Genomic DNA, 18,112 nt, shown 5'->3' with positions numbered 1-18,112 from the left:
CGCTCCGCTGACACCACTCCGCTCCACGGAACGGCGTATCATCGGCGGCATTCCGCCTGTGACTGCCGGAACGCCCGCGATGACCAAGGATCCACACCTGTCTCCCAAGCTTCACCTGACCGCCGAGCATGGATTCGCCCTGCATGACAGCCGACAGCCTGCTTTTCGCCGGGCATGGCATGTCCACGACTGCGGCATGCTGTTGTGGCCGCGCATGGGCAGGCTCAGGACGGTTTGGAGCAATTCGTCCGGCGAGCCAGACGCACTGCATACCGCTTCGCTGGTACGCGGCACTGCTGTATTGCTGCATGCGTCAACGTCGCACCTGACGGCATCCGAGCACGGCCTTCAGCAGCACGGGGAACTCTATCTGCCGCCCGATCGCCTGCCGGCGTGCCTGCGGTTCGGCGCCATGCACCTGGACGCCGCGACGATCGCGATGCTGGAGGCACTGCTCGCGCCTACGATCTCATGCAACAGCGCGTCCTGGCTCGTGCGCGCCATCGTGGCGCAGATCGCGACGAGCCGGCCGCTGGCGATGCCCGAAGAGCCGGCGTCCGTCGCACTGCGCATGGTCCAGCGCTTCCATGCGGCGCTTGAACGCGACATGCCCCTGCCATCGATCGATACTGTGGCCGGCGAACTGGGTATTTCGATCCGACATTTGCAGCGCGCCTGTCAGATCGAGTTCGGCGCGACGCCCGTGACGATACGGCGTCGTATTCTGGCCGAGCATGCACGCAAGCTGATTGCAGGAGGCCGGTCCGCGGCCTGCGTCAGCATGGACCTCGGCTTTGCCTCCAGCGGGCATCTGCACCGGCTGCTGCGCGAGGTGCCGGCGCCGTCGTAGCCTGGGGGCCGGCGCCTTCAGGCCCTCATCACAATGGCGTCGACCTCAATCTCCGTCCAGGCCCGGTCCGGCAAGCTCGCCACGCCAAGCGCGCTGCGTGCCGGCAGCGGCTGACCGGGGAATGCTGCGCGCATAACCGCCGAGGCCGCATCGAGCACTGCCGCATGTCGTGTGAACTCCGGTGCCGCGCGGATGAAGCCACGCAAGCGAACGATCTGGACCACGCGCGACAACTCGCCATCGCAAGCCAGCCGCAGTATGGCCAATGCATTCAGCACCGATACTTCGGCGGCATGGCGGGCCAGGTCCAGATCATCGTCGCTCCGGCATTGGCCGGCCATGGCCACGCCGTTACGCCGGCATACCTGGCCGGCAATCGACACCCATTGCGATGTGCCGACCTGGATCGCGCAATACGGCGCATAGCTGCCACGTGGACTTGGCACGTCTGGCAACGTGAATCCGGCTGCGGCAAGCCGCGCCTCGGGGGAGCTGCCCGTCATGCATTGCTCCAAGTCACACTGCCGCTGAGCCAGCACCCGTCAGGCTCGCCCGAATCCGTGTGGCGCGGCGCCACGAGAATTTCCGAAGGGCTGCCCATGGCATCGCCTTGCCAGACCGCGATGGAAGACACCGTTCCATCAGGACCAGCCAGTTCCCCCGTCTGGTTCAGAAAGCCCCATAAGGCAGCCGCCGCTATGCCGGTGGCGGCATCCTCGGGATAGCCGGACGACTTTGGAAATTGCCGCGCATGGATCACGGGTCGGCCATCCGCTTTCGATACGCCAAAGGCATAGGGATAGAGCCCGGTCGAGCCGATCGATGCGCAGAGCGACTCCATCGTCGAGAAGTCCGGTTGCAAGCTGTCGAGCACCGTCACGGAAGGCAAGGCGATGAGCGTCTTGACGCGACTCGTCGCGGCATTGGTGGCCGCATACGTACCGGCCGGAAGACCAAGTTGCGCCGCCACTCGGCGCGATGCCCCGGCGTCCAGCGCCTGGGTACGCACCGCCGGCTGCGAGACCCAAACGGATTGCCGCGCATCGTCCCAGTACGCCAGCACGATGCCACTCTGCGTCTCGATGCGCGCCGCCGGGGTCGTCCAGCGACCCCATTGGCGCAACGCCCACAGCGTGCCCACGGTGGCATGGCCGCACATCTCCATCTCGTGCTGCGGAACGAAGAATCGGAAACGCCAGTCGCAACCGATATCGCTCGGCAATACAAAAGCGGACTCGTGCCCATATGCGGCAGCAACGCTGCGCATCTCTGCCGCGCTCATGCCACCGGCATCGGCGACCAGCGGCACCGGATTGCCGCCTCGCCCATCGCGTACAAAAACCCGGATCAGACTGACGTTACTCACCTGTAGCTCCCACGGATCCGGCAATCTTGCCCCAGTACGGGATGTCTGCTTGAATTGCGGCCTGCAGTGCCGCGGGTGTACCGGGGCGCGCCGTCACACCTTTGCTCGATAGATCGGCCGCGACGGCATGGTCAGAGAGCACCTTGTTCAGTGCTGCATTGAAGCGATCGACAATCGCAGCGGGCGTTCCCTTGGGAAAGGCAATGCCATACCACAGTTGCTGCTGGAAGCCTGGCACGCCCTGACTGGCGAACGTCGGTACATCGGGCAGCAGCGGTGTCGGAGCGGTCACGGCAATGGCGGCAATCTTGTGTGCCTTGATGTATGGCGCCAGTCCTACCGGATTGTCGAACATGATTTGCACCTGTCCACCAATCAGATCAGTGTATGCCGGCGCCGCACCGCGATACGGGACGTGAACCATCGGCACCGCGACGAGCTTCTGAAACTGCTCGCCCATCAGGTGCGACACGGTGCCAACACCGACCGAAGCGAAGCTGTGCTGCGCCTTGTCGGCCTTCAGTTTTCTGACAAGCGCCTTGGCATCCGCCACCTGCAAGGTGTTGTTGACGGCCAGCACATAAGGCGACGTGCCAATGAATCCGGCATAGACGAAGTCCTTTGCCGGGTTGTACGCCAGCTTTGGATACAGGGCGACGCTTACCGCGTGCGTGCTGGTCGTGACCACCCCGGCCGTATAGCCATCGGCCGCAGCCCGCGCCACATAGGCAGACCCAAGCGTGCCGCCTGCGCCGCTGCGATTGTCGATCACGACGGGGTGACCGAGCTCACGCTGCAACAGCGGCTGGATGGAGCGAACCACCAGGTCGGTACCGCCGCCAGCCGGAAATGGAACGACCACGGTGATCGGCTTTGATGGCCAGGTCTGCGCATGCGCGCCGACGCAACCTGCTGCCGCCGCGGCCGCCAGCACGCCGCAGCAGGCCTTGCGCGTTGAAATGGACAGGATGGACATGTGCACTCCGCTTGTTGGAATGCATGGAGTCTACGAACGCGTCGGGCGGGCTGCGAACCGGCATGCGACGTTCAGCCATCCGAAATGCGCATGCGCCGGGGGCTTGGAATGACGACCGGCGCTTGGCGGCCAGGAGGCGCCGTTCGGTCGCTCCTTTGTTAAGACGTTCGGACGTTCGGTGTACCGCAAAGGCGCCATGCGCAGGCGACTACGCACGTCACCTCGGTAGGCCACTGGCATGCTTCCTGCGGCCTTGCAGCATCGGCACGTCGGCTGTGTCCCAAGGAGCATGCGATGAAGAACCCCTGGCTCAAAAAGAACCCGATGCTGAGCATGTGGCTCAGCGGCGCGAATGCGGCGGCCGGCGCGGCTCGTGGGCGCGCGGTGGCAGAGGGCAGGCGCCAGACAGCCACGGCCGCCGCGGCGATGACCAAGGCCGCAACGGACGCGTGGATTGCGGCGCTGACGCCGCCCAAGCCCGCCCGCAAGCGCGCGGCCAGGCGCCGCAGCAAGTAGCCGGATGTACATGGTCGCGGCCGGCAATTTGTGCAAGCGAAGGCGCGCATGAGCGCCGATATCCGGCCACCCCGGCGCAAGTCCCGCGCGGGTCGGGAGGCGGACCACGTCGCCACGGACTCGGACAACTTCGTCAGGGTGCGCGGCGCGCGCGAGCACAACCTCAAGGATGTCGATGTCGATATCCCGCGCAATGCGCTGGTGGTGTTCACCGGCGTGTCGGGCTCGGGCAAGTCGTCGCTCGCGTTCGGCACGCTCTACGCGGAAGCGCAGCGGCGCTATTTCGAATCCGTCGCACCCTATGCAAGGCGGCTGATCGATCAGGTGGGCGTGCCCGAGGTCGACAGCATCGAGGGCCTGCCGCCCGCCGTGGCGCTGCAGCAGCAGCGCGGCACGCCGAACGCGCGGTCGACGGTGGGCAGCGTCACCACGCTGTCGAGCCTGGTGCGCATGCTGTACTCGCGCGCTGGCACCTATCCCGCGCGGCAGCCGATGCTTTACGCCGAGGACTTTTCGCCCAACACCGTGGAGGGCGCCTGCCCGGAATGCCATGGTCTCGGGCGTATCTACGATGTCACCGAGCAGTCGATGGTGCCCGACGATTCGCTCACCATCCGCGAACGCGCCGTGGCCGCGTGGCCGCCGGCCTGGCACGGGCAGAACCTGCGCGACATCCTCGTCACCCTTGGCTATGACGTCGATACGCCGTGGCGCGACCTGCCGAAGGAGGATCGCGACTGGATCCTCTTCACCGAGGAGCAGCCCACCGTGCCGGTTTACGCTGGCTTCACGCCGCGCGAGGTGCGCGCCGCGCTCAAGCGCAAGCTGGAGCCGAGCTACCAGGGCACCTTCACGGGGGCACGGCGCTACGTGCTGCAGACCTTCGCCACCACGCAGAGCGCGCTGATGAAGAAGCGCGTGGCGCAATACATGATCGGGCGCGAATGTCCGGCGTGCCACGGCAAGCGGCTCAAGAAGGCGGCGCTGTCCGTGACGTTCGCCGGGCTCGACATCGGCGAATTCACGCACCTGCCGTTGGCCCGCGTGGCCGAGATCATGCTGCCCATCGCGCAAGGCGAATCGCCCGGCCCGCCCGGCCCGGCCGGTGCCGCCGGCGCCGTGCTGAGCCGCAAGGCGGCGCGTGCGGACACCGCGCGGCGCGTGGCCGCCGGCGGCTCGGCGCACAAGGCCGCCCCCGACGTGCGGCGCACACCCAACCTCTCCGACGAGAAGCGGCTCGCCTCGCAACGCATCGCCGAGGAACTGATGGAGCGGTTGTCCACGCTGATCGACCTGGGCCTCGGCTATCTGTCGCTCGATCGCAGCACGCCAACGCTGTCCTCGGGCGAGCTGCAACGGCTGCGGCTGGCCACGCAGATCTCGTCGCAACTGTTCGGTGTGGTCTACGTCCTCGACGAACCCTCGGCCGGGCTGCATCCCGCCGATGGTGAGGCGCTGCTCGTGGCATTGCGCCGCCTGAACGCGGCCGGCAATTCGCTGTTCGTCGTGGAGCACGACACGCAGACCATGCGCCAGGCGGACTGGATCGTCGACGTGGGGCCCGCGGCCGGCGAGCACGGCGGGCGCGTGCTCTACAGCGGCCCGCCCGACGGCCTGGCCGAGATCGCGGCCTCGCGCACCGCGGCCTACCTGTTCGGGCCGCCGGAGACGCAGCAGCGCGCGCCGCGAGAGCCGGCCGGGTGGCTCAGGCTGGCCCATGTCTCGCGCAACAACCTGCATCGCGTGGATGCGGATATCCCGCTTGGCTGCTTCACCGCGGTGACCGGGGTTTCGGGTTCGGGTAAGTCGAGCCTGATAAGCCAGGCGCTGCCTGAACTCGTGAACCGGCACCTGGGCCGCGCCGACGACAGCGATTCCGAGGACCCGCGCGACCCGCTGTTCGCGGTAACCGATGCCCCGACCGAAGGCCGCATCGCTGGTGGCATGGAGTCAGTGCGCCGGCTGGTGCGCGTGGACCAGAAGCCGATCGGCCGCACGCCCCGTTCGAACCTGGCGACCTATACCGGATTCTTCGACCATGTACGCAAGTTGTTCGCCGCGACGCCCGCCGCGCGCAAGCGGCGCTACACGGCCGGCCGTTTCTCGTTCAACGTGGCGCAGGGACGCTGCCCGACGTGCGAAGGCGAGGGCTTCGTCAGCGTGGAGCTGCTGTTCCTGGCGAGCGTCTACGCGCCCTGTTCGGCGTGCAACGGCACGCGCTACCGGCCGCAGACGCTGGAAATCACCTGGAAGGGCCGGAACATCGCCGAGGTGCTGGACCTGACCGTCGACGCGGCCTGCGAGGTCTTCGCCGACGAGGCGCCGGCGATGCGAGCCCTGACGGCGTTGCGCGATATCGGGCTCGGTTATCTGCGGCTCGGGCAGCCGGCCACGGAACTGTCGGGCGGCGAGGCGCAGCGCATCAAGCTGGCCACCGAATTGCAGCGCGCGCAGCGCGGCGACTCGCTGTACGTGCTCGACGAGCCCACCAACGGCCTGCATCCCGCCGATGTGGATCGCCTGCTGGTGCAGTTGCAGGCGCTGGTGGACGCCGGCAACACCGTGGTCGTGGTCGAACACGACATGCGCGTGGTGGCGCAGGCGGATTGGGTTATCGACATCGGACCCGGCGCCGGCGACGAAGGGGGGCGCATCGTGGCAAGCGGCCGTCCGGCCGTCATCGCGGTCTCCATCGCAAGCGTGACGGCGGCCTACCTCGCGAAGGAGTTCGGCTGAGCCGATCCCGGAACAGGTTCGGGTTCGGTAATAGCCTGGCAATGCAGCGAACTGAAGCAGAACGGTCGAGGAAGAATTACGCGAGCTAGACAATATGGATGGAACCACCATTGGCCGAAGGCCCACGGTGATACGCAGTGAGTAGAACGCGAGCTAGTTTCCCGATGCTGGGTTGGGAGGTTGCAGGGTCAAGACCAGCGAGGGCCGAGACCGGCCACAAGCCGCCATCACGAAAAGCGCGCACCGGACAATTTTTCGAACCGATTTAATCGCCATCTGAATCCGTAGGCGTTGCGCGCCGCGCAACGCAGACTTGCTCTGCGTTGTGATTCAAATTGCGCTTCTCGGCTCCTAAGCTTGGGGCACCGCAACCCGAATACCCCAAGCGATGAAATTCACGCGGTTGGATCCGCACTGGCGAGCACGCTGTACACGCATCTCGGTTGGGCCGGCGTGGTTGCGACAGGCAGCGGTCTTGCCACGGTATCGCTGGTGGCACTGGTGATCGCTTCGCGGCGCTGAAAATCATACCCCTTCAAAGAGCAACCACAGGAGTCTTTATCATGACATCGCACTTGTTCGCACCGATCGAAATCGGGTCCTTGAAACTGAATCACAGGGTCGCCATGGCACCGCTGACACGATCGCGTGCTACGCAGCGTGGAAATGTGCCTGGCGCCATGAACGTTGAGTACTATCGGCAACGCGCGTCGGCAGCGCTGATCATTACCGAAGCCACGCAGATTTCGCAGCAGGGACAGGGCTATGCCTGGACGCCCGGCATCCACACCACCGAACAGATCGACGGCTGGCGCGCCGTGGCCGATGCCGTGCACGCCGAAGGCGGCCGGATATTCCTTCAGCTTTGGCATGTCGGTCGCGTATCCCACCCATCATTCCAGCCCGGCGGCGAGTTGCCAGTCGCCCCGAGCGCGTTGCCTGTGCCGGGGAAAACGTTTGTTGTCGACGCCGAGGGCAATGGCGTATGGAAAGAAATTCCGACACCGCAGGCACTGACGACCGAAGGCATCGCGGAAATTGTGCAGGACTACCGCCAGGCCGCGCGCAACGCCATGGAAGCGGGCATGGATGGTGTGGAGATCCACGCCGGCAATGGCTATCTTCTGGACCAGTTCATCAACTCGGACAGCAACCATCGCACCGACGCCTATGGCGGCAGCATTGAGAACCGGACGCGCCTGTTGCTGGAAGTGGTCGATGCCGTGACGGCGAAAGCCGGCGCAGGACGTGTGGGCGTGCGCCTCACACCAATGGGCCGCTTCATGGGCATGGGCGACGCCACTCCTGAAGCGACCTTCGGCTATATCGCGCGTCGCCTCAACGACTGGCCGCTCGCGTACCTGCACCTTGTGGAACCGGCGATGGTCGGCACGGTCAAGGATGAAGTTGCAGACCCACGCTGGGATGCCATGATCCTAGAGATGCGCGAGGCCTACCGAGGCGTAGTGATGCTTGCGGGCGGCTACGACGGCCAGACCGCGGACAAGGCGATTGCAGACGGGCGCGCCGATATCATCGCGTTCGGCCGCCCATTTATCGCCAATCCCGATCTGCCTTACCGCCTCAGAACTTCAGCGGCGCTCAATTCGCCGGACCCTGCCACGTTCTTCGGCGGATCCACCGTCGGCTATACAGACTATCCAAAACTTGCGTGAGCGCAGCGCCGCGATGGCGGCCCGACGAGATGAGGCCACTGTGTCCAGTCATGCCACCATCAGCACACGGCCGAGGACGGTGCACTAACCGTGGTCACGCTGCCACAGCAGGGACGTGCGATCAGTCGCGGCGCCGGGTCGGCCCTGGCAGCACTGCCAGGAAATCCAGAAATGCGGCGATTCTCCGTGAACCGCGCTGGTTCGGCAGATACAGCGCGGAGATCGCGGAACTGGCTTGATCCGGGTTGACTGACCATGCATCGAACAATGGCATTAGTCGTTTGCATTCGATTTCGTCATCGACCAGCCAGTCCGGCAGCAGGCCGATTCCGCCGCCCGCCAGCGCAATATCACGCAAAACTTCGGCGTTGTTGCAGCGAAAATGCCCGCTGACGGGGACCCTGGTCTCGCTGTCGCCCTGGCGAAACGTCCAGACCTGGTCGCGCGTGCCGTAGCTGAACCGAAGGCAACGATGGTTGACCAGGTCAACGGGATCATCGGGACGACCCCGGCTTTCCAGATAGGCCGGACTGGCGACAACCCGGCGACGAAAGCGTCCGATCTCACGCGCGACGACGTTGTCATACGACGCAGGGCTGCCAAGCCGCACGGACAGATCGATGCGCTCGCCCATGAGGTCGATGATATCGTCGGTCAGCGTCACGTCAACCTCAAGCTGTGGATGCTTCGCCAGCCAATCGCCTAAATACGGCGCGATGCATCGCCGCCCGAAGGCCATCGGCAATGACACACGCAATTGCCCCACCGGCTCCTCGCCTCGATCTGCGATCAGCGCATCGGCCTCTTCCACGGCATCCAAGATCCTGCGAGCCCGCTGATAGTACGTAGCACCTGCCTCCGTCACCGTGATCTGTCGCGTGGAGCGGTTCAGCAGCACGGCACCGAGCGACGCCTCCAGTCCGTCGAGCGCACGCGTCACGGACGACGTAGCCAGGTCCAGCCGTCGCGCAGCAGCGGAGAAGCCCTTTGCGTCCACGGTCTCCACGAACATCTTCAGTGCAAGCAGCTTGTCCATTCTTGCCGTGATCCTTTTTGATTGAATTCGCTTGATCGTACCAATGGCATGGACAGATTATGCCGAGGCATCGCGTCAAGGTCCGCCACGCGCTCGCCGCAAGCTCGTTCATGCCCGACTCGCAGCATGGCGTGGCCACGCTTTGTATTGGTCTGATCACTTCCCAGACCCATTTACTCCTCCACCGGCGCGTAAGGGTTAATACCGAGACCCACGCCCCTTGTCTTCTCTTCGTTACGCCCTATTATTTATCAACCGATCACTGATCGATTGATAAACAAAGGAGGAAGCGATGGCACTGACCAAGCTGGCACATTTTTCCATCCGCACCACCGACCTGGAACGGACTTGCGCGTTCTACGAACGCATCCTGGGTTTCCGACGCGGATACCGGCCTCCGTTCGATTTCCCGGGTGCGTGGCTCTACATGGGCGATGACGAGCGCGACTATGGAACCGTGCACATCATCGGCCTCGATTCCGATGGCGCGGAGGGACTGTCCGCCTACCTGGGCGACAAACCCCTGCCCGCATCCGGAACCGGCACGCTGGACCACATCGCGTTCCTTGCCACGGGTGTCCAGCAGATGTGGGTGACTCTGCGCGCGGAGGGAATCGCCTGGCGCGACCGCACCGTTCCAAGCCTTGGCCTGCACCAGGTGTTTATCGAGGACCCGTCTGGCGTGACGATTGAATTGAACTATCCGGCCGCCGAGGTGGCAGGCCTGGAGCAGCCGAAGGCGGCGCAAGCATGAACCGGAGTCATGGCATGAACAACGTACTGCAACAACGACCCAAGGCAATCATCGTAGGTGGCTCGCTCGGCGGACTCTTTGCGGCCAACATGCTTCAACGCAATGGCTGGGACGTCGCGATTTTCGAGCGCACGCCCGAGACATTGACCGGCCGCGGCGCGGGCATCGTCACGCATCCGGAACTGTTCGAAGCGCTCGCTGCTGCCGGCGTGGCGATTGACGACAGCATCGGGGTTCGCATCCGTACCCGTGTCACGCTCTCGCACGACGGCTCGACTGTGTCCGACCGCGAGATGCCGCAGACATTGACAGCCTGGGGCAAGATGTATGACGTACTGGGCAGCGCATTTTCCGGCGTGTATCGGACCGGCGCCATGGTGACGGACGTCGATTCGCGCAGCAACCATGCGGCGGTCACGCTGGAGGACGGTTCCTCGCACAGCGCCGACCTGGTCATTGCCGCCGACGGCTTTCGCTCCGGCGTGCGCGAACGGCTGCTGCCATCCGCAGCCCTGGAGTACGCCGGATATATCGCCTGGCGTGGTCTTGTCGATGAAGCGCACATTTCGCGCGAAACGCATGCGGCAATCTTCGACAAGTTTGCCTTCTGCCTGCCGCCGCATGAGCAGATCCTCGGCTACCCCGTGGCGGGCGATGGCAACAGCACAACGCCGGGGCAACGCCGCTACAACTTTGTGTGGTATCGCGCCACGCGCGAGCACGACGAACTGCGGGACCTGCTGACCGATGCCACTGGCAAGGTCTGGAACAACGGCATTCCGCCGGGGCTGATCCGCCCGGACGTGCTCTCCGACATGGAAGACGCCGCCACCGACCGGCTTGCGCCGCAGTTCGCGGAAATCGTGAAAAGGACTGCGCAGCCGCTGTTCCAGCCGATCTTCGACCTGACCGTGCCCCGCATGGCATTCGGCCGGATCGCGCTGCTCGGTGATGCCGCCTTCGTGGCGCGCCCGCATTGCGGCATGGGTGTCACGAAAGCCGCCGGGGACGCCATGGCACTCGTCCGTGCGCTTGCCGGACATGAGTCAGTCGAAACGGCGCTCGAAGCGTACAGCGCGGAACGCGTCCAGGTGGGACAGGCAGTCGTCGAGCATGCCCGCCATCTCGGCGCGTACATGCAGGCGCAACTCAAAAGCGCGCAGGACCGCGAGATGGCTGAACGCTATCGCACCCCCGAGGCAGTGATGCGTGAAACCGCAGTTTCGCGCCGATTCTGACCGGTCTGGAACCACAAACATTCGGAGACAAAGCATGCCTCACGCCGCCCCCGCCCATTACCCAACAGATCTCGGCCCGGTCGGAGGGATCGATCCGCCGGTACCACACCCCATGCTGAGCGAGCCCGCCTTCGAGCGCCTGCACCGCATGCGACGCCGATTTTCGTGGACGCTCACCGCAGCCATGCTGGCCGTCTACTTCGGCTTTATTCTCACGCTGGCGTTCCGGCCGGACCTGCTCGCCCTGCCGTTGACTTCCGGCCAGCCGATGAGCATCGGCATACCGGTCGGCTTCGGCATGTTTGCGTTCACCTTTGCCCTGGTGGCCATCTACGTGCATCGCAGCAACACCGTCTACGACAGGATGATCGCGGACATCCGCAAGGGAATTCAGCCATGAAACGCCTATTGATCACGGCTGCCGCGCTGGCAGCAACCACGCCGGCCTGGGCGGCGACGCCTCCGGTCGGCCAGGGCCTCAACCTGATTGCCATCGGCATGTTCTTGGTTTTTGTCGCGGCGACCCTCGGCGTCACGCGCTGGGCAGCGCGGCGCAATCACAGCGTTGCCGACCACTACGCGGCGGGCGGCAAGATCACTGCGATGCAAAATGGCTGGGCCATCGCCGGCGACTATATGTCGGCAGCGTCCCTGCTCGGCATCTCGGCGCTGGTGTTCACGAGCGGCTACGACGGCCTGATCTACTCGATCGGCTTCCTGGCCAGCTGGCCGATCATCCTGTTCCTGATCGCCGAGCCGCTGCGCAACCTCGGGCGCTACACGCTGGCCGATGTCCTGTCCTATCGCCTCAGGCAGCGCCCAATTCGGGGCTTCTCGGCATCGAGTTCGATCGTCATCGTGCTCCTGTACCTGGTCTCGCAGATGGTTGGCGCCGGCAAGCTAGTGGAGCTGTTATTCGGCTTCAACTACACCTCGGCGGTCGTGCTCGTGGGCGTGCTCATGGTGGTCTATGTGTTCTTTGGCGGCATGCTGGCCACCACCTGGATCCAGATTATCAAGGCTGTCATGCTGCTGGCCGGTTGCGCATTCATGGCTTACATGGTGCTCAGCCGATTCGGCTTCAGCCTGAACAGCTTGTTCGACCACGCCATTACCGCGCACGGCAAGCACGAGGCGATCATGCGTCCGGGCGGCCTGGTTTCCGATCCAGTCTCGGCGGTTTCGTTGGGGTTGGCGCTGATCTTCGGTACGGCTGGACTGCCGCACATCCTGATGCGCTTCTTCACCGTCGGGAATGTCAAGGCCGCGCGCAAGAGCGTGCTTTATGCGACCGGCATCGTCGGCACTGTTATGCCATGATCATCGTGATCGGATTTGGCACGATCGCGCTGGTGGCGCAGGATCCGCTGTACCACGATGGCGCGGGCGCGGTGATCGGCGGGGTCAACATGGTGGCCGTGCATCTTGCGCACGCTGTCGGCGGCAATGTGTTCCTCGGCTTCATCTGCGCCGTGGCGTTCTCGACCATTCTGGCTGTGGTGGCAGGCCTGACGCTCGCCGGATCGTCGGCGATCTCGCATGACCTCTATGCAACGGTCATCCGCAAGGGACAAGCGTCCGACAAGGACGAGCTGCGAGTCTCCCGCATGACGACGCTCGTGCTCGGCGTACTGTCGATCCTGCTCGGCATCCTGTTCGAGAAGCAGACCATCGCGTTCATCGTCAGCCTGACTTTCTCGATCGCGGCAAGCTCCAACTTCCCGGTCCTGCTTCTGTCCATTTACTGGAAGGGACTGACCACGCGCGGCGCGGTGGTCGGAGGGATGCTGGGCCTCGTGACCGCCGTTGTCCTGACGATCCTGAGTCCTACAGTCTGGGTACAAGTGCTGGGACATGCATCGGCAATCTATCCGTACGAGTATCCTGCGTTGTTTTCGATGCTGGTGGCATTCCTCGGCATCTACGTGTTCTCCGTGACAGACCGATCGCCGCGCGGTGCATGGGAGCGCGAGGCCTTCCAGAATCAGCGCGTAGCTTGCGAACTGGGACTCGGCAGCAAAACCGCCGGCTAACCTGTCCCCATGATGAGAAGCGGGCGACGCAGGCTTCTGCGGGCCCATCTTCTCATTTATCGCCCGATTGGTAGAATCCTGACATTGTCCGCATCACCACTGCGAGAAGAAGCGTCATGGAGACCAGCACTGCATCGGCCGAGGAAGATACCCCTGTCAAAGCGTCCAGGCGGCGGCTGCCCGAGGAGCGCGAACAGCAGATTGTGGAAAAGGCGATCGAGCACTTCACCCGGAACGGCTTTGGCGGGAGTACCCGCGAACTGGCCCGCCAGATCGGGGTTACGCAGCCGCTGCTCTACCGCTACTTCCAAAGCAAGGATGCACTGATCGAGCGCGTCTACAACGAAGTCTTCCAGTGGCGTCCAGGCTGGGAGGGGCAGATCGCTGATCGCTCGTTGCCGCTAACGGAACGGCTTCACGCCTTCTACCTCGATTATTCGTCGGTGATCCTTCGTGAAGAGTGGATTCGCCTGTTCATCTTTGCCGGTCTCACGCACGAAGGCATCAACAAGAAGTATCTCAGCAAGCTGCGCAGCAAGGTGTTCCTTCCGGTGCTGGCCGAGGTCAGAGAGGAGTTCGGCATTCCCGCACCGCGTAATGCAGCCGAAACTGAAGCCGAGATCGAGATGATCTGGAGCCTGCATGCTGCCATTTTCTATATCGGCGTGCGCAAGTGGATCTATGGCCTCAAGGTGCCGACCGACATGGATGCCGTGATCCGACGTCAGGTCGATATGTTCCTGAACGGAGCTGCGGCGGCCATACGTGCGATGCGTACGGGCCCGCCCTCAGCCGCCACTTCTGCTGTGTGAATGGCTACCCCGCTCATTGGGCGACCGTCTAGCGGGCGCTTGCCGGCCATTCTCGGTCGATCATCGCTTGCTTACCGAGCGAGCGTGGGTGCTCCGACACCGGTCTTTACACTGCAGTAACTTCGATGCCACGCACCTAGAGTTTTGCTGTTCCTCTTCGGATCAGCATGTCAAAGAGAATCTGCGCGGCCGGCGCCAACGGGCGTCCTCGTCGCGAGATCAATCCCAACGTTCGAGTTATGGCTGGGTCGGTCAGCGGGATCGCAAGCAGGCCACTGCCGGACTTCGGCGGCAAAGCCATTCGAGGCACAACACCGATTCCCAGGCCGGCCTGGACCAGGCTTACCAGGGCGGGAACATGATTTACCTCGCAGTACCAACGCGGTCTTACCTGCAGCCGCGCAAGGGCCTGGTCAATCAGGAAGCGATTGCCGCTGCCTTGCGCGAGCGTGATGTAGTCAAGACCTCCAAGGTCTTTCCATTTGACGCTTTTTCGCGAAGCCAGCGGATGCCCTTTGCGACAGGCAACAACAAACGCCTCTTCAATCAAGGGGCAGAATTCGATGTCAGGCTCCTGCGTCCCGATATAGGTCAGACCGAAATCCGCATCGCCGCGCGCGACTGCCAGGAGGACATCGCCCGAAGACTCGTCAATGATGCGGAGTCTTATCCCCGGATAGCGCTCGTGATACGGCCCCACGACAGAGGGCAAGAAATGGCCTACCGCAGACGGTACGCACGCAAGCGTCACCTCGCCCGACAGCCGCTCGGCAACGGTCTGAATGCCGAGCATGGCCTCTTCAAGCTCGTTGATGACATTTCGCGCCTTGTGCACAAACATGCGGCCCAGGGTGGTCAATTCGACCTTCCGGGTGGTCCGCGTGAAAAGCGCAACACCAAGCGCGTCTTCCAGTTTGTCGACACGCCGCGACAGTGCCGACTGCGACAAGAACATCGCATCGGATGCTGCCTTGAAGCTGCCCAGATCGGCTACGGCCAGAAACGCCCGCAAGTCCGCCAGATCGAAATTCATGTGCTCAACGCAACAATACTTGTGATATTTGCACTTTACACTGGAATCCAGCAAGCGTGATCATTTGCGGCACGGACAGAGCAAGACGCTGTCATGACCAAGCCGGAGACACAATGCCCAACAAAGTACGAGAGCCGGTGCGGCGCATGCCGCGCCGTACCGCCCTTGCCGCCCTCGCGATCCCGCTAGCCGCTTCACTGCTCCCCGCACATGCGCAGACCTGGACGCCCGTCAGGCCGATCCGGCTGATCGTCCCGTACGGACCCGGCGGAAGCTCGGACGCCATTGCCCGCGCCATCGCGGCAGAAATGTCGAAGGGGCTGGGCCAACAGATCGTCGTGGACAACAAGGGCGGTGGCCAGGGTGTCATCGCCATGCAGGAAACCGCGCGCGCCGCGCCTGACGGATACACACTGGTTCTTGGCCACGTTGGCACGCTTGCCGTCAATCCCGCCATGATGCGCAAGCTTCCCTACGATCCCCTAAAGGATTTCACGCCGGTGACATTGCTCGCGAAAGTGCCGATGGTGTTCGCGGTCGGGCCTACCGTCCATAGCGATTCCATCAAGGCATTCATCGCTCAGGCCAAGGCGAAGCCGGGCGCCATGACATACGGATCGGCGGGCAACGGGAGCGCTGGCAACGTTGCCTTCGAGATGCTCAAGCAGGCCGCGCATATCGATCTTGTGCACGTGCCTTACAAGGGCACCGGCGCCCAGATTACCGACTTGCTGGCCGGAAACATTGACGCCGCATCGGCGGGCCTCGCCGGGATCCTGCAACATGCCAGGGCAGGCAAGCTGCGCATCCTCGCGGTTGGATCGTCAAAACGCCTCACGCCGATTCCCAACGTTCCCACCATTGCCGAGGAGGGCTATCCCGGATTCGAAAGCTCTCAATGGTTTGGGCTGATGGCGCCTGCGCGCACACCCACGCCAGTTGTCAGTCGTCTGCATGCCGAGGCAGTAAAGGCCCTGGCCAGCCCACTGGTGCGACAGCGACTTGCAGAGGACGCAAGCACGCCTGTCGGTGCGGGCAGCGCCGAATTCACGTCATTCATTCGTACCGAGCAACAACGCTGGGGCACCGTCGTGCGCAGCGCGGGAATCCAGGCCAACTAAATCTTCAGAGAATCCAGCATGCAACAAGATCGAATCACGGTATCCGAAGCCGAACTCCGTCAGCTCGGAACACGCGCGTTCCGGGGCCTCGGCCTGGCCGAAGGTGACGCCAGCGATGTCGTTGACATCCTCGTACTCGCAGACCTCTTCGGGCTCAGCACCCATGGACTGTCCCGCATTGAATCCTATGGCGAACGACTCCAGTCCGGCGGTATCTCGGCACGCCCCACCATTACCGTCGAACGCGCCGCGCCGGCGCTGGTAAAGGTCGATGGCGGCAACGCGGTCGGTCCGCTCGCTGGTATGAAGGCGCTGCGCGCTGCCATGGAAGTCGCCGGAGAATTCGGCATCGGCATGGCCTTCGTCCGGGGCAGCAATCATTTCGGGCCGGTTTCGCCGTACAGCTACATTGCGGCGGAAGCAGGGTTCGCCAGCATGATTGGCAGCAATGCCACGACGACCATCGCGCCATGGGGCGGAAGCGATGCTCGCCTGGGCAACAGCCCACTGGGCTTCGGCGTACCAGGGCATGACGGCCGCCACTTCCTGCTGGACATGGCAATGAGCGTGGCCGCGCGCGCCAAGATTCGCAACGCACTCAAGGCAGGACAATCCATTCCGGATTCGTGGGCCACCGACGCGCAAGGACGAAGAACCACCGATCCCAAAGCCGCCCTCGATGGCTTCCTGCTGCCGATTGGCGGGCACAAGGGCTATGGGCTGGCACTGATGGTCGATCTCTTCGCTGGATTGCTCTCGGATGCCGCGTACCTGACGCACGTCAAGTCTTGGGTCGATGCACCTGACCAGCCCCAGAACCTGGGCCATTTCTTTATCCTGGTCGATACCAGGCGACTGGGATCGGCGCAATGGCTGGCTGCCCGCATGAAAGATTTTGCAGCCATCCTCCACGGTAGCGCACCGGCCGAGCCCGGCAAGCCTGTCATTGTTCCCGGAGAGATCGAACTGGACAAGCTGACGCATCAGCGCGAAGAGGGCATCGCCATGGACCCCGCAGTGAAAGCACTACTGGATCGACATGCGAACAAGAAGAACTGAGATTGCACACTCCGGAAGCACCATGACCAATGACCATGCACGGCTCGAGCTTGCGCCGACGGGAATCCTTCGCGCATCCATTAATGTAGGCAATCCTATCCTCGCAAACCTCGATGCCGAGGGAAAACCATTCGGCGTTTCAGTAGACCTGGCAGGCGAGTTTGCCCATCGCCTTGGCCTGCCGCTTGAGCTTGTGGTGTTCGATTCCGCGGGAAAGTCGGTGGATGCCGTCGCGGCCGAGCAGGCTGACTTCGGATTCTTTGCCGTCGACCCAGTCCGGGGGGCCGGAATCGCCTTCTCTGAACCCTACGTTCTGATCGAGGGCGCATACCTGGTGAAGACAGAATCCCCCGTCAGGACCAACGATCAAGTCGACCTTGCCGGACGCCGCGTCGTCGTAGGAGAAGGGAGCGCCTACGACCTTTATCTCACTCGTACGCTGCAACAGGCACACATCGTGCGCGCCCCAACGTCTCCATCCGTGGTGCAAACATTCCTGGAACAAGATGCGGACGTCGCTGCAGGGGTGCGACAGCAATTGGAAAAAGATGCCAGGCGCACTGCGGGCCTGAGGTTGCTGCCGGGCCGGTTTATGGTCATACGGCAGGCAATGGGCCTCCCCAAAACCCGCAGCGCTGAAGCTGTGGAATGGCTACGGCGGTTCGTCGAGGAGATGAAGGCCTCCGGCTTCGTTGCGCAAGCTCTCAGGCGTCATGGAATCGAGGGCGCGTCTGTCGCCCCCGCGAAATCATAGCGAGGGGCTCGACACTGGAACGACTACCGAGCCAAAAGGCGCACCGCCACTGCGCTGTTGCATCATTTTGGCCATCGCCATGTTGGCTCGGAAAGGTGCTCGGCGAAGTAATCCGACAGCGCCTGCTGAGCTGGCACGACTGCACGAGAACT

The 18,112-nt window shown here is 63.6% G+C and carries 16 protein-coding genes and 1 pseudogene; 12 read left to right on the top strand and 5 right to left on the bottom strand.

The features are described from left to right. The first annotated feature begins 79 nt into the window (after window positions 1–79). Window positions 80–850 carry a helix-turn-helix transcriptional regulator gene (locus MKD50_RS19160; protein ID WP_252668234.1) on the top strand — a complete coding sequence of 257 codons (771 nt, stop codon included), beginning with the start codon at window positions 80–82 and terminating at the stop codon, window positions 848–850. A gap of 17 nt (window positions 851–867) precedes the next feature. Here the strand turns inward: MKD50_RS19160 and MKD50_RS19155 are convergent, their stop codons facing one another. Genes MKD50_RS19155 through MKD50_RS19145 form a run of 3 tightly spaced genes read right to left on the bottom strand, consistent with a single transcriptional unit; the run spans window position 868 to window position 3,192 of the window. Then, entirely contained in the window at window positions 868–1,353 is a 486-nt protein-coding gene (locus tag MKD50_RS19155) for a RidA family protein (protein ID WP_115700954.1), read from the bottom strand. Continuing rightward, window positions 1,350–2,216, bottom strand: a complete 867-nt coding sequence (locus MKD50_RS19150; RefSeq protein ID WP_252668232.1) for a PhzF family phenazine biosynthesis protein — start codon at window positions 2,214–2,216, stop codon at window positions 1,350–1,352. The genes MKD50_RS19155 and MKD50_RS19150 overlap by 4 nt, the downstream gene beginning before the upstream one ends. Continuing rightward, on the bottom strand, window positions 2,209–3,192 hold the full coding sequence (locus MKD50_RS19145; RefSeq protein ID WP_252668229.1) for a Bug family tripartite tricarboxylate transporter substrate binding protein: 984 nt from the start codon (window positions 3,190–3,192) through the stop codon (window positions 2,209–2,211). The genes MKD50_RS19150 and MKD50_RS19145 overlap by 8 nt, the downstream gene beginning before the upstream one ends. Window positions 3,193–3,486: 294 nt before the next feature. On the opposite strand from MKD50_RS19145, the gene MKD50_RS19140 reads away from it, so the two are divergent. From MKD50_RS19140 to MKD50_RS19130, 3 genes are all read left to right on the top strand, one after another. Next, a complete protein-coding gene (locus MKD50_RS19140; RefSeq protein ID WP_025581656.1) occupies window positions 3,487–3,708 on the top strand; it encodes a hypothetical protein in 222 nt (73 codons plus the stop codon). A 48-nt stretch (window positions 3,709–3,756) separates the two neighbouring features. Next, complete coding sequence (locus MKD50_RS19135) at window positions 3,757–6,444, top strand: excinuclease ABC subunit UvrA (protein ID WP_252668228.1); 2,688 nt, start codon at window positions 3,757–3,759, stop codon at window positions 6,442–6,444. A 563-nt stretch (window positions 6,445–7,007) separates the two neighbouring features. After that, window positions 7,008–8,120, top strand: coding sequence for an alkene reductase (locus MKD50_RS19130; RefSeq protein WP_252668227.1), 1,113 nt, complete (start codon window positions 7,008–7,010; stop codon window positions 8,118–8,120). Window positions 8,121–8,241: 121 nt separating this feature from the next. Here MKD50_RS19130 and MKD50_RS19125 read toward each other — a convergent pair whose 3' ends face one another. Beyond that, window positions 8,242–9,156: a LysR family transcriptional regulator gene (locus tag MKD50_RS19125; protein ID WP_240070787.1), complete on the bottom strand. Its 915-nt coding sequence runs from the start codon at window positions 9,154–9,156 to the stop codon at window positions 8,242–8,244. Window positions 9,157–9,448: 292 nt separating this feature from the next. Here MKD50_RS19125 and MKD50_RS19120 point away from each other — a divergent pair, with 292 nt between their 5' ends. From MKD50_RS19120 to MKD50_RS19100, 5 genes and pseudogenes are all read left to right on the top strand, one after another. Further along, the gene (locus tag MKD50_RS19120) at window positions 9,449–9,910 is read left to right on the top strand and encodes a VOC family protein (protein ID WP_252668225.1); all 462 of its coding nucleotides are present in this window, start codon (window positions 9,449–9,451) and stop codon (window positions 9,908–9,910) included. A 14-nt stretch (window positions 9,911–9,924) separates the two neighbouring features. Beyond that, window positions 9,925–11,148, top strand: a complete 1,224-nt coding sequence (locus tag MKD50_RS19115; RefSeq protein WP_252668223.1) for an FAD binding domain-containing protein — start codon at window positions 9,925–9,927, stop codon at window positions 11,146–11,148. Between the two features lie 34 nt (window positions 11,149–11,182). After that, the gene (locus tag MKD50_RS19110) at window positions 11,183–11,548 is read left to right on the top strand and encodes a DUF485 domain-containing protein (protein ID WP_115700967.1); all 366 of its coding nucleotides are present in this window, start codon (window positions 11,183–11,185) and stop codon (window positions 11,546–11,548) included. Further along, window positions 11,545–13,181 (top strand): annotated as a pseudogene (locus MKD50_RS19105) (cation acetate symporter). Before MKD50_RS19110 ends, MKD50_RS19105 begins: the two are co-directional and overlap by 4 nt. 116 nt (window positions 13,182–13,297) lie before the next feature. After that, on the top strand, window positions 13,298–13,993 hold the full coding sequence (locus tag MKD50_RS19100) for a TetR/AcrR family transcriptional regulator (protein ID WP_252668222.1): 696 nt from the start codon (window positions 13,298–13,300) through the stop codon (window positions 13,991–13,993). A gap of 136 nt (window positions 13,994–14,129) precedes the next feature. Here the strand turns inward: MKD50_RS19100 and MKD50_RS19095 are convergent, their stop codons facing one another. Further along, complete coding sequence (locus tag MKD50_RS19095; RefSeq protein WP_252668221.1) at window positions 14,130–15,026, bottom strand: LysR family transcriptional regulator; 897 nt, start codon at window positions 15,024–15,026, stop codon at window positions 14,130–14,132. A gap of 113 nt (window positions 15,027–15,139) precedes the next feature. Between MKD50_RS19095 and MKD50_RS19090 the strand changes: the two genes are divergently transcribed. Genes MKD50_RS19090 through MKD50_RS19080 form a run of 3 tightly spaced genes read left to right on the top strand, consistent with a single transcriptional unit; the run spans window position 15,140 to window position 17,960 of the window. Further along, a complete protein-coding gene (locus MKD50_RS19090) occupies window positions 15,140–16,147 on the top strand; it encodes a Bug family tripartite tricarboxylate transporter substrate binding protein (RefSeq protein WP_240070792.1) in 1,008 nt (335 codons plus the stop codon). An 18-nt stretch (window positions 16,148–16,165) separates the two neighbouring features. Beyond that, window positions 16,166–17,206 (top strand): Ldh family oxidoreductase, encoded by a 1,041-nt coding sequence (locus MKD50_RS19085; RefSeq protein ID WP_252668220.1) that lies wholly within the window; start codon window positions 16,166–16,168, stop codon window positions 17,204–17,206. 22 nt (window positions 17,207–17,228) lie between these two features. Next, window positions 17,229–17,960 (top strand): ABC transporter substrate-binding protein, encoded by a 732-nt coding sequence (locus MKD50_RS19080; RefSeq protein WP_252668218.1) that lies wholly within the window; start codon window positions 17,229–17,231, stop codon window positions 17,958–17,960. Window positions 17,961–18,112 lie beyond the last annotated feature (152 nt).

Origin of the sequence: Cupriavidus mimosae (assembly GCF_023952485.1) — a bacterium.
Lineage (GTDB): Bacteria > Pseudomonadota > Gammaproteobacteria > Burkholderiales > Burkholderiaceae > Cupriavidus > Cupriavidus taiwanensis_C.
This window is presented reverse-complemented; position numbering and strand designations above follow the sequence as displayed.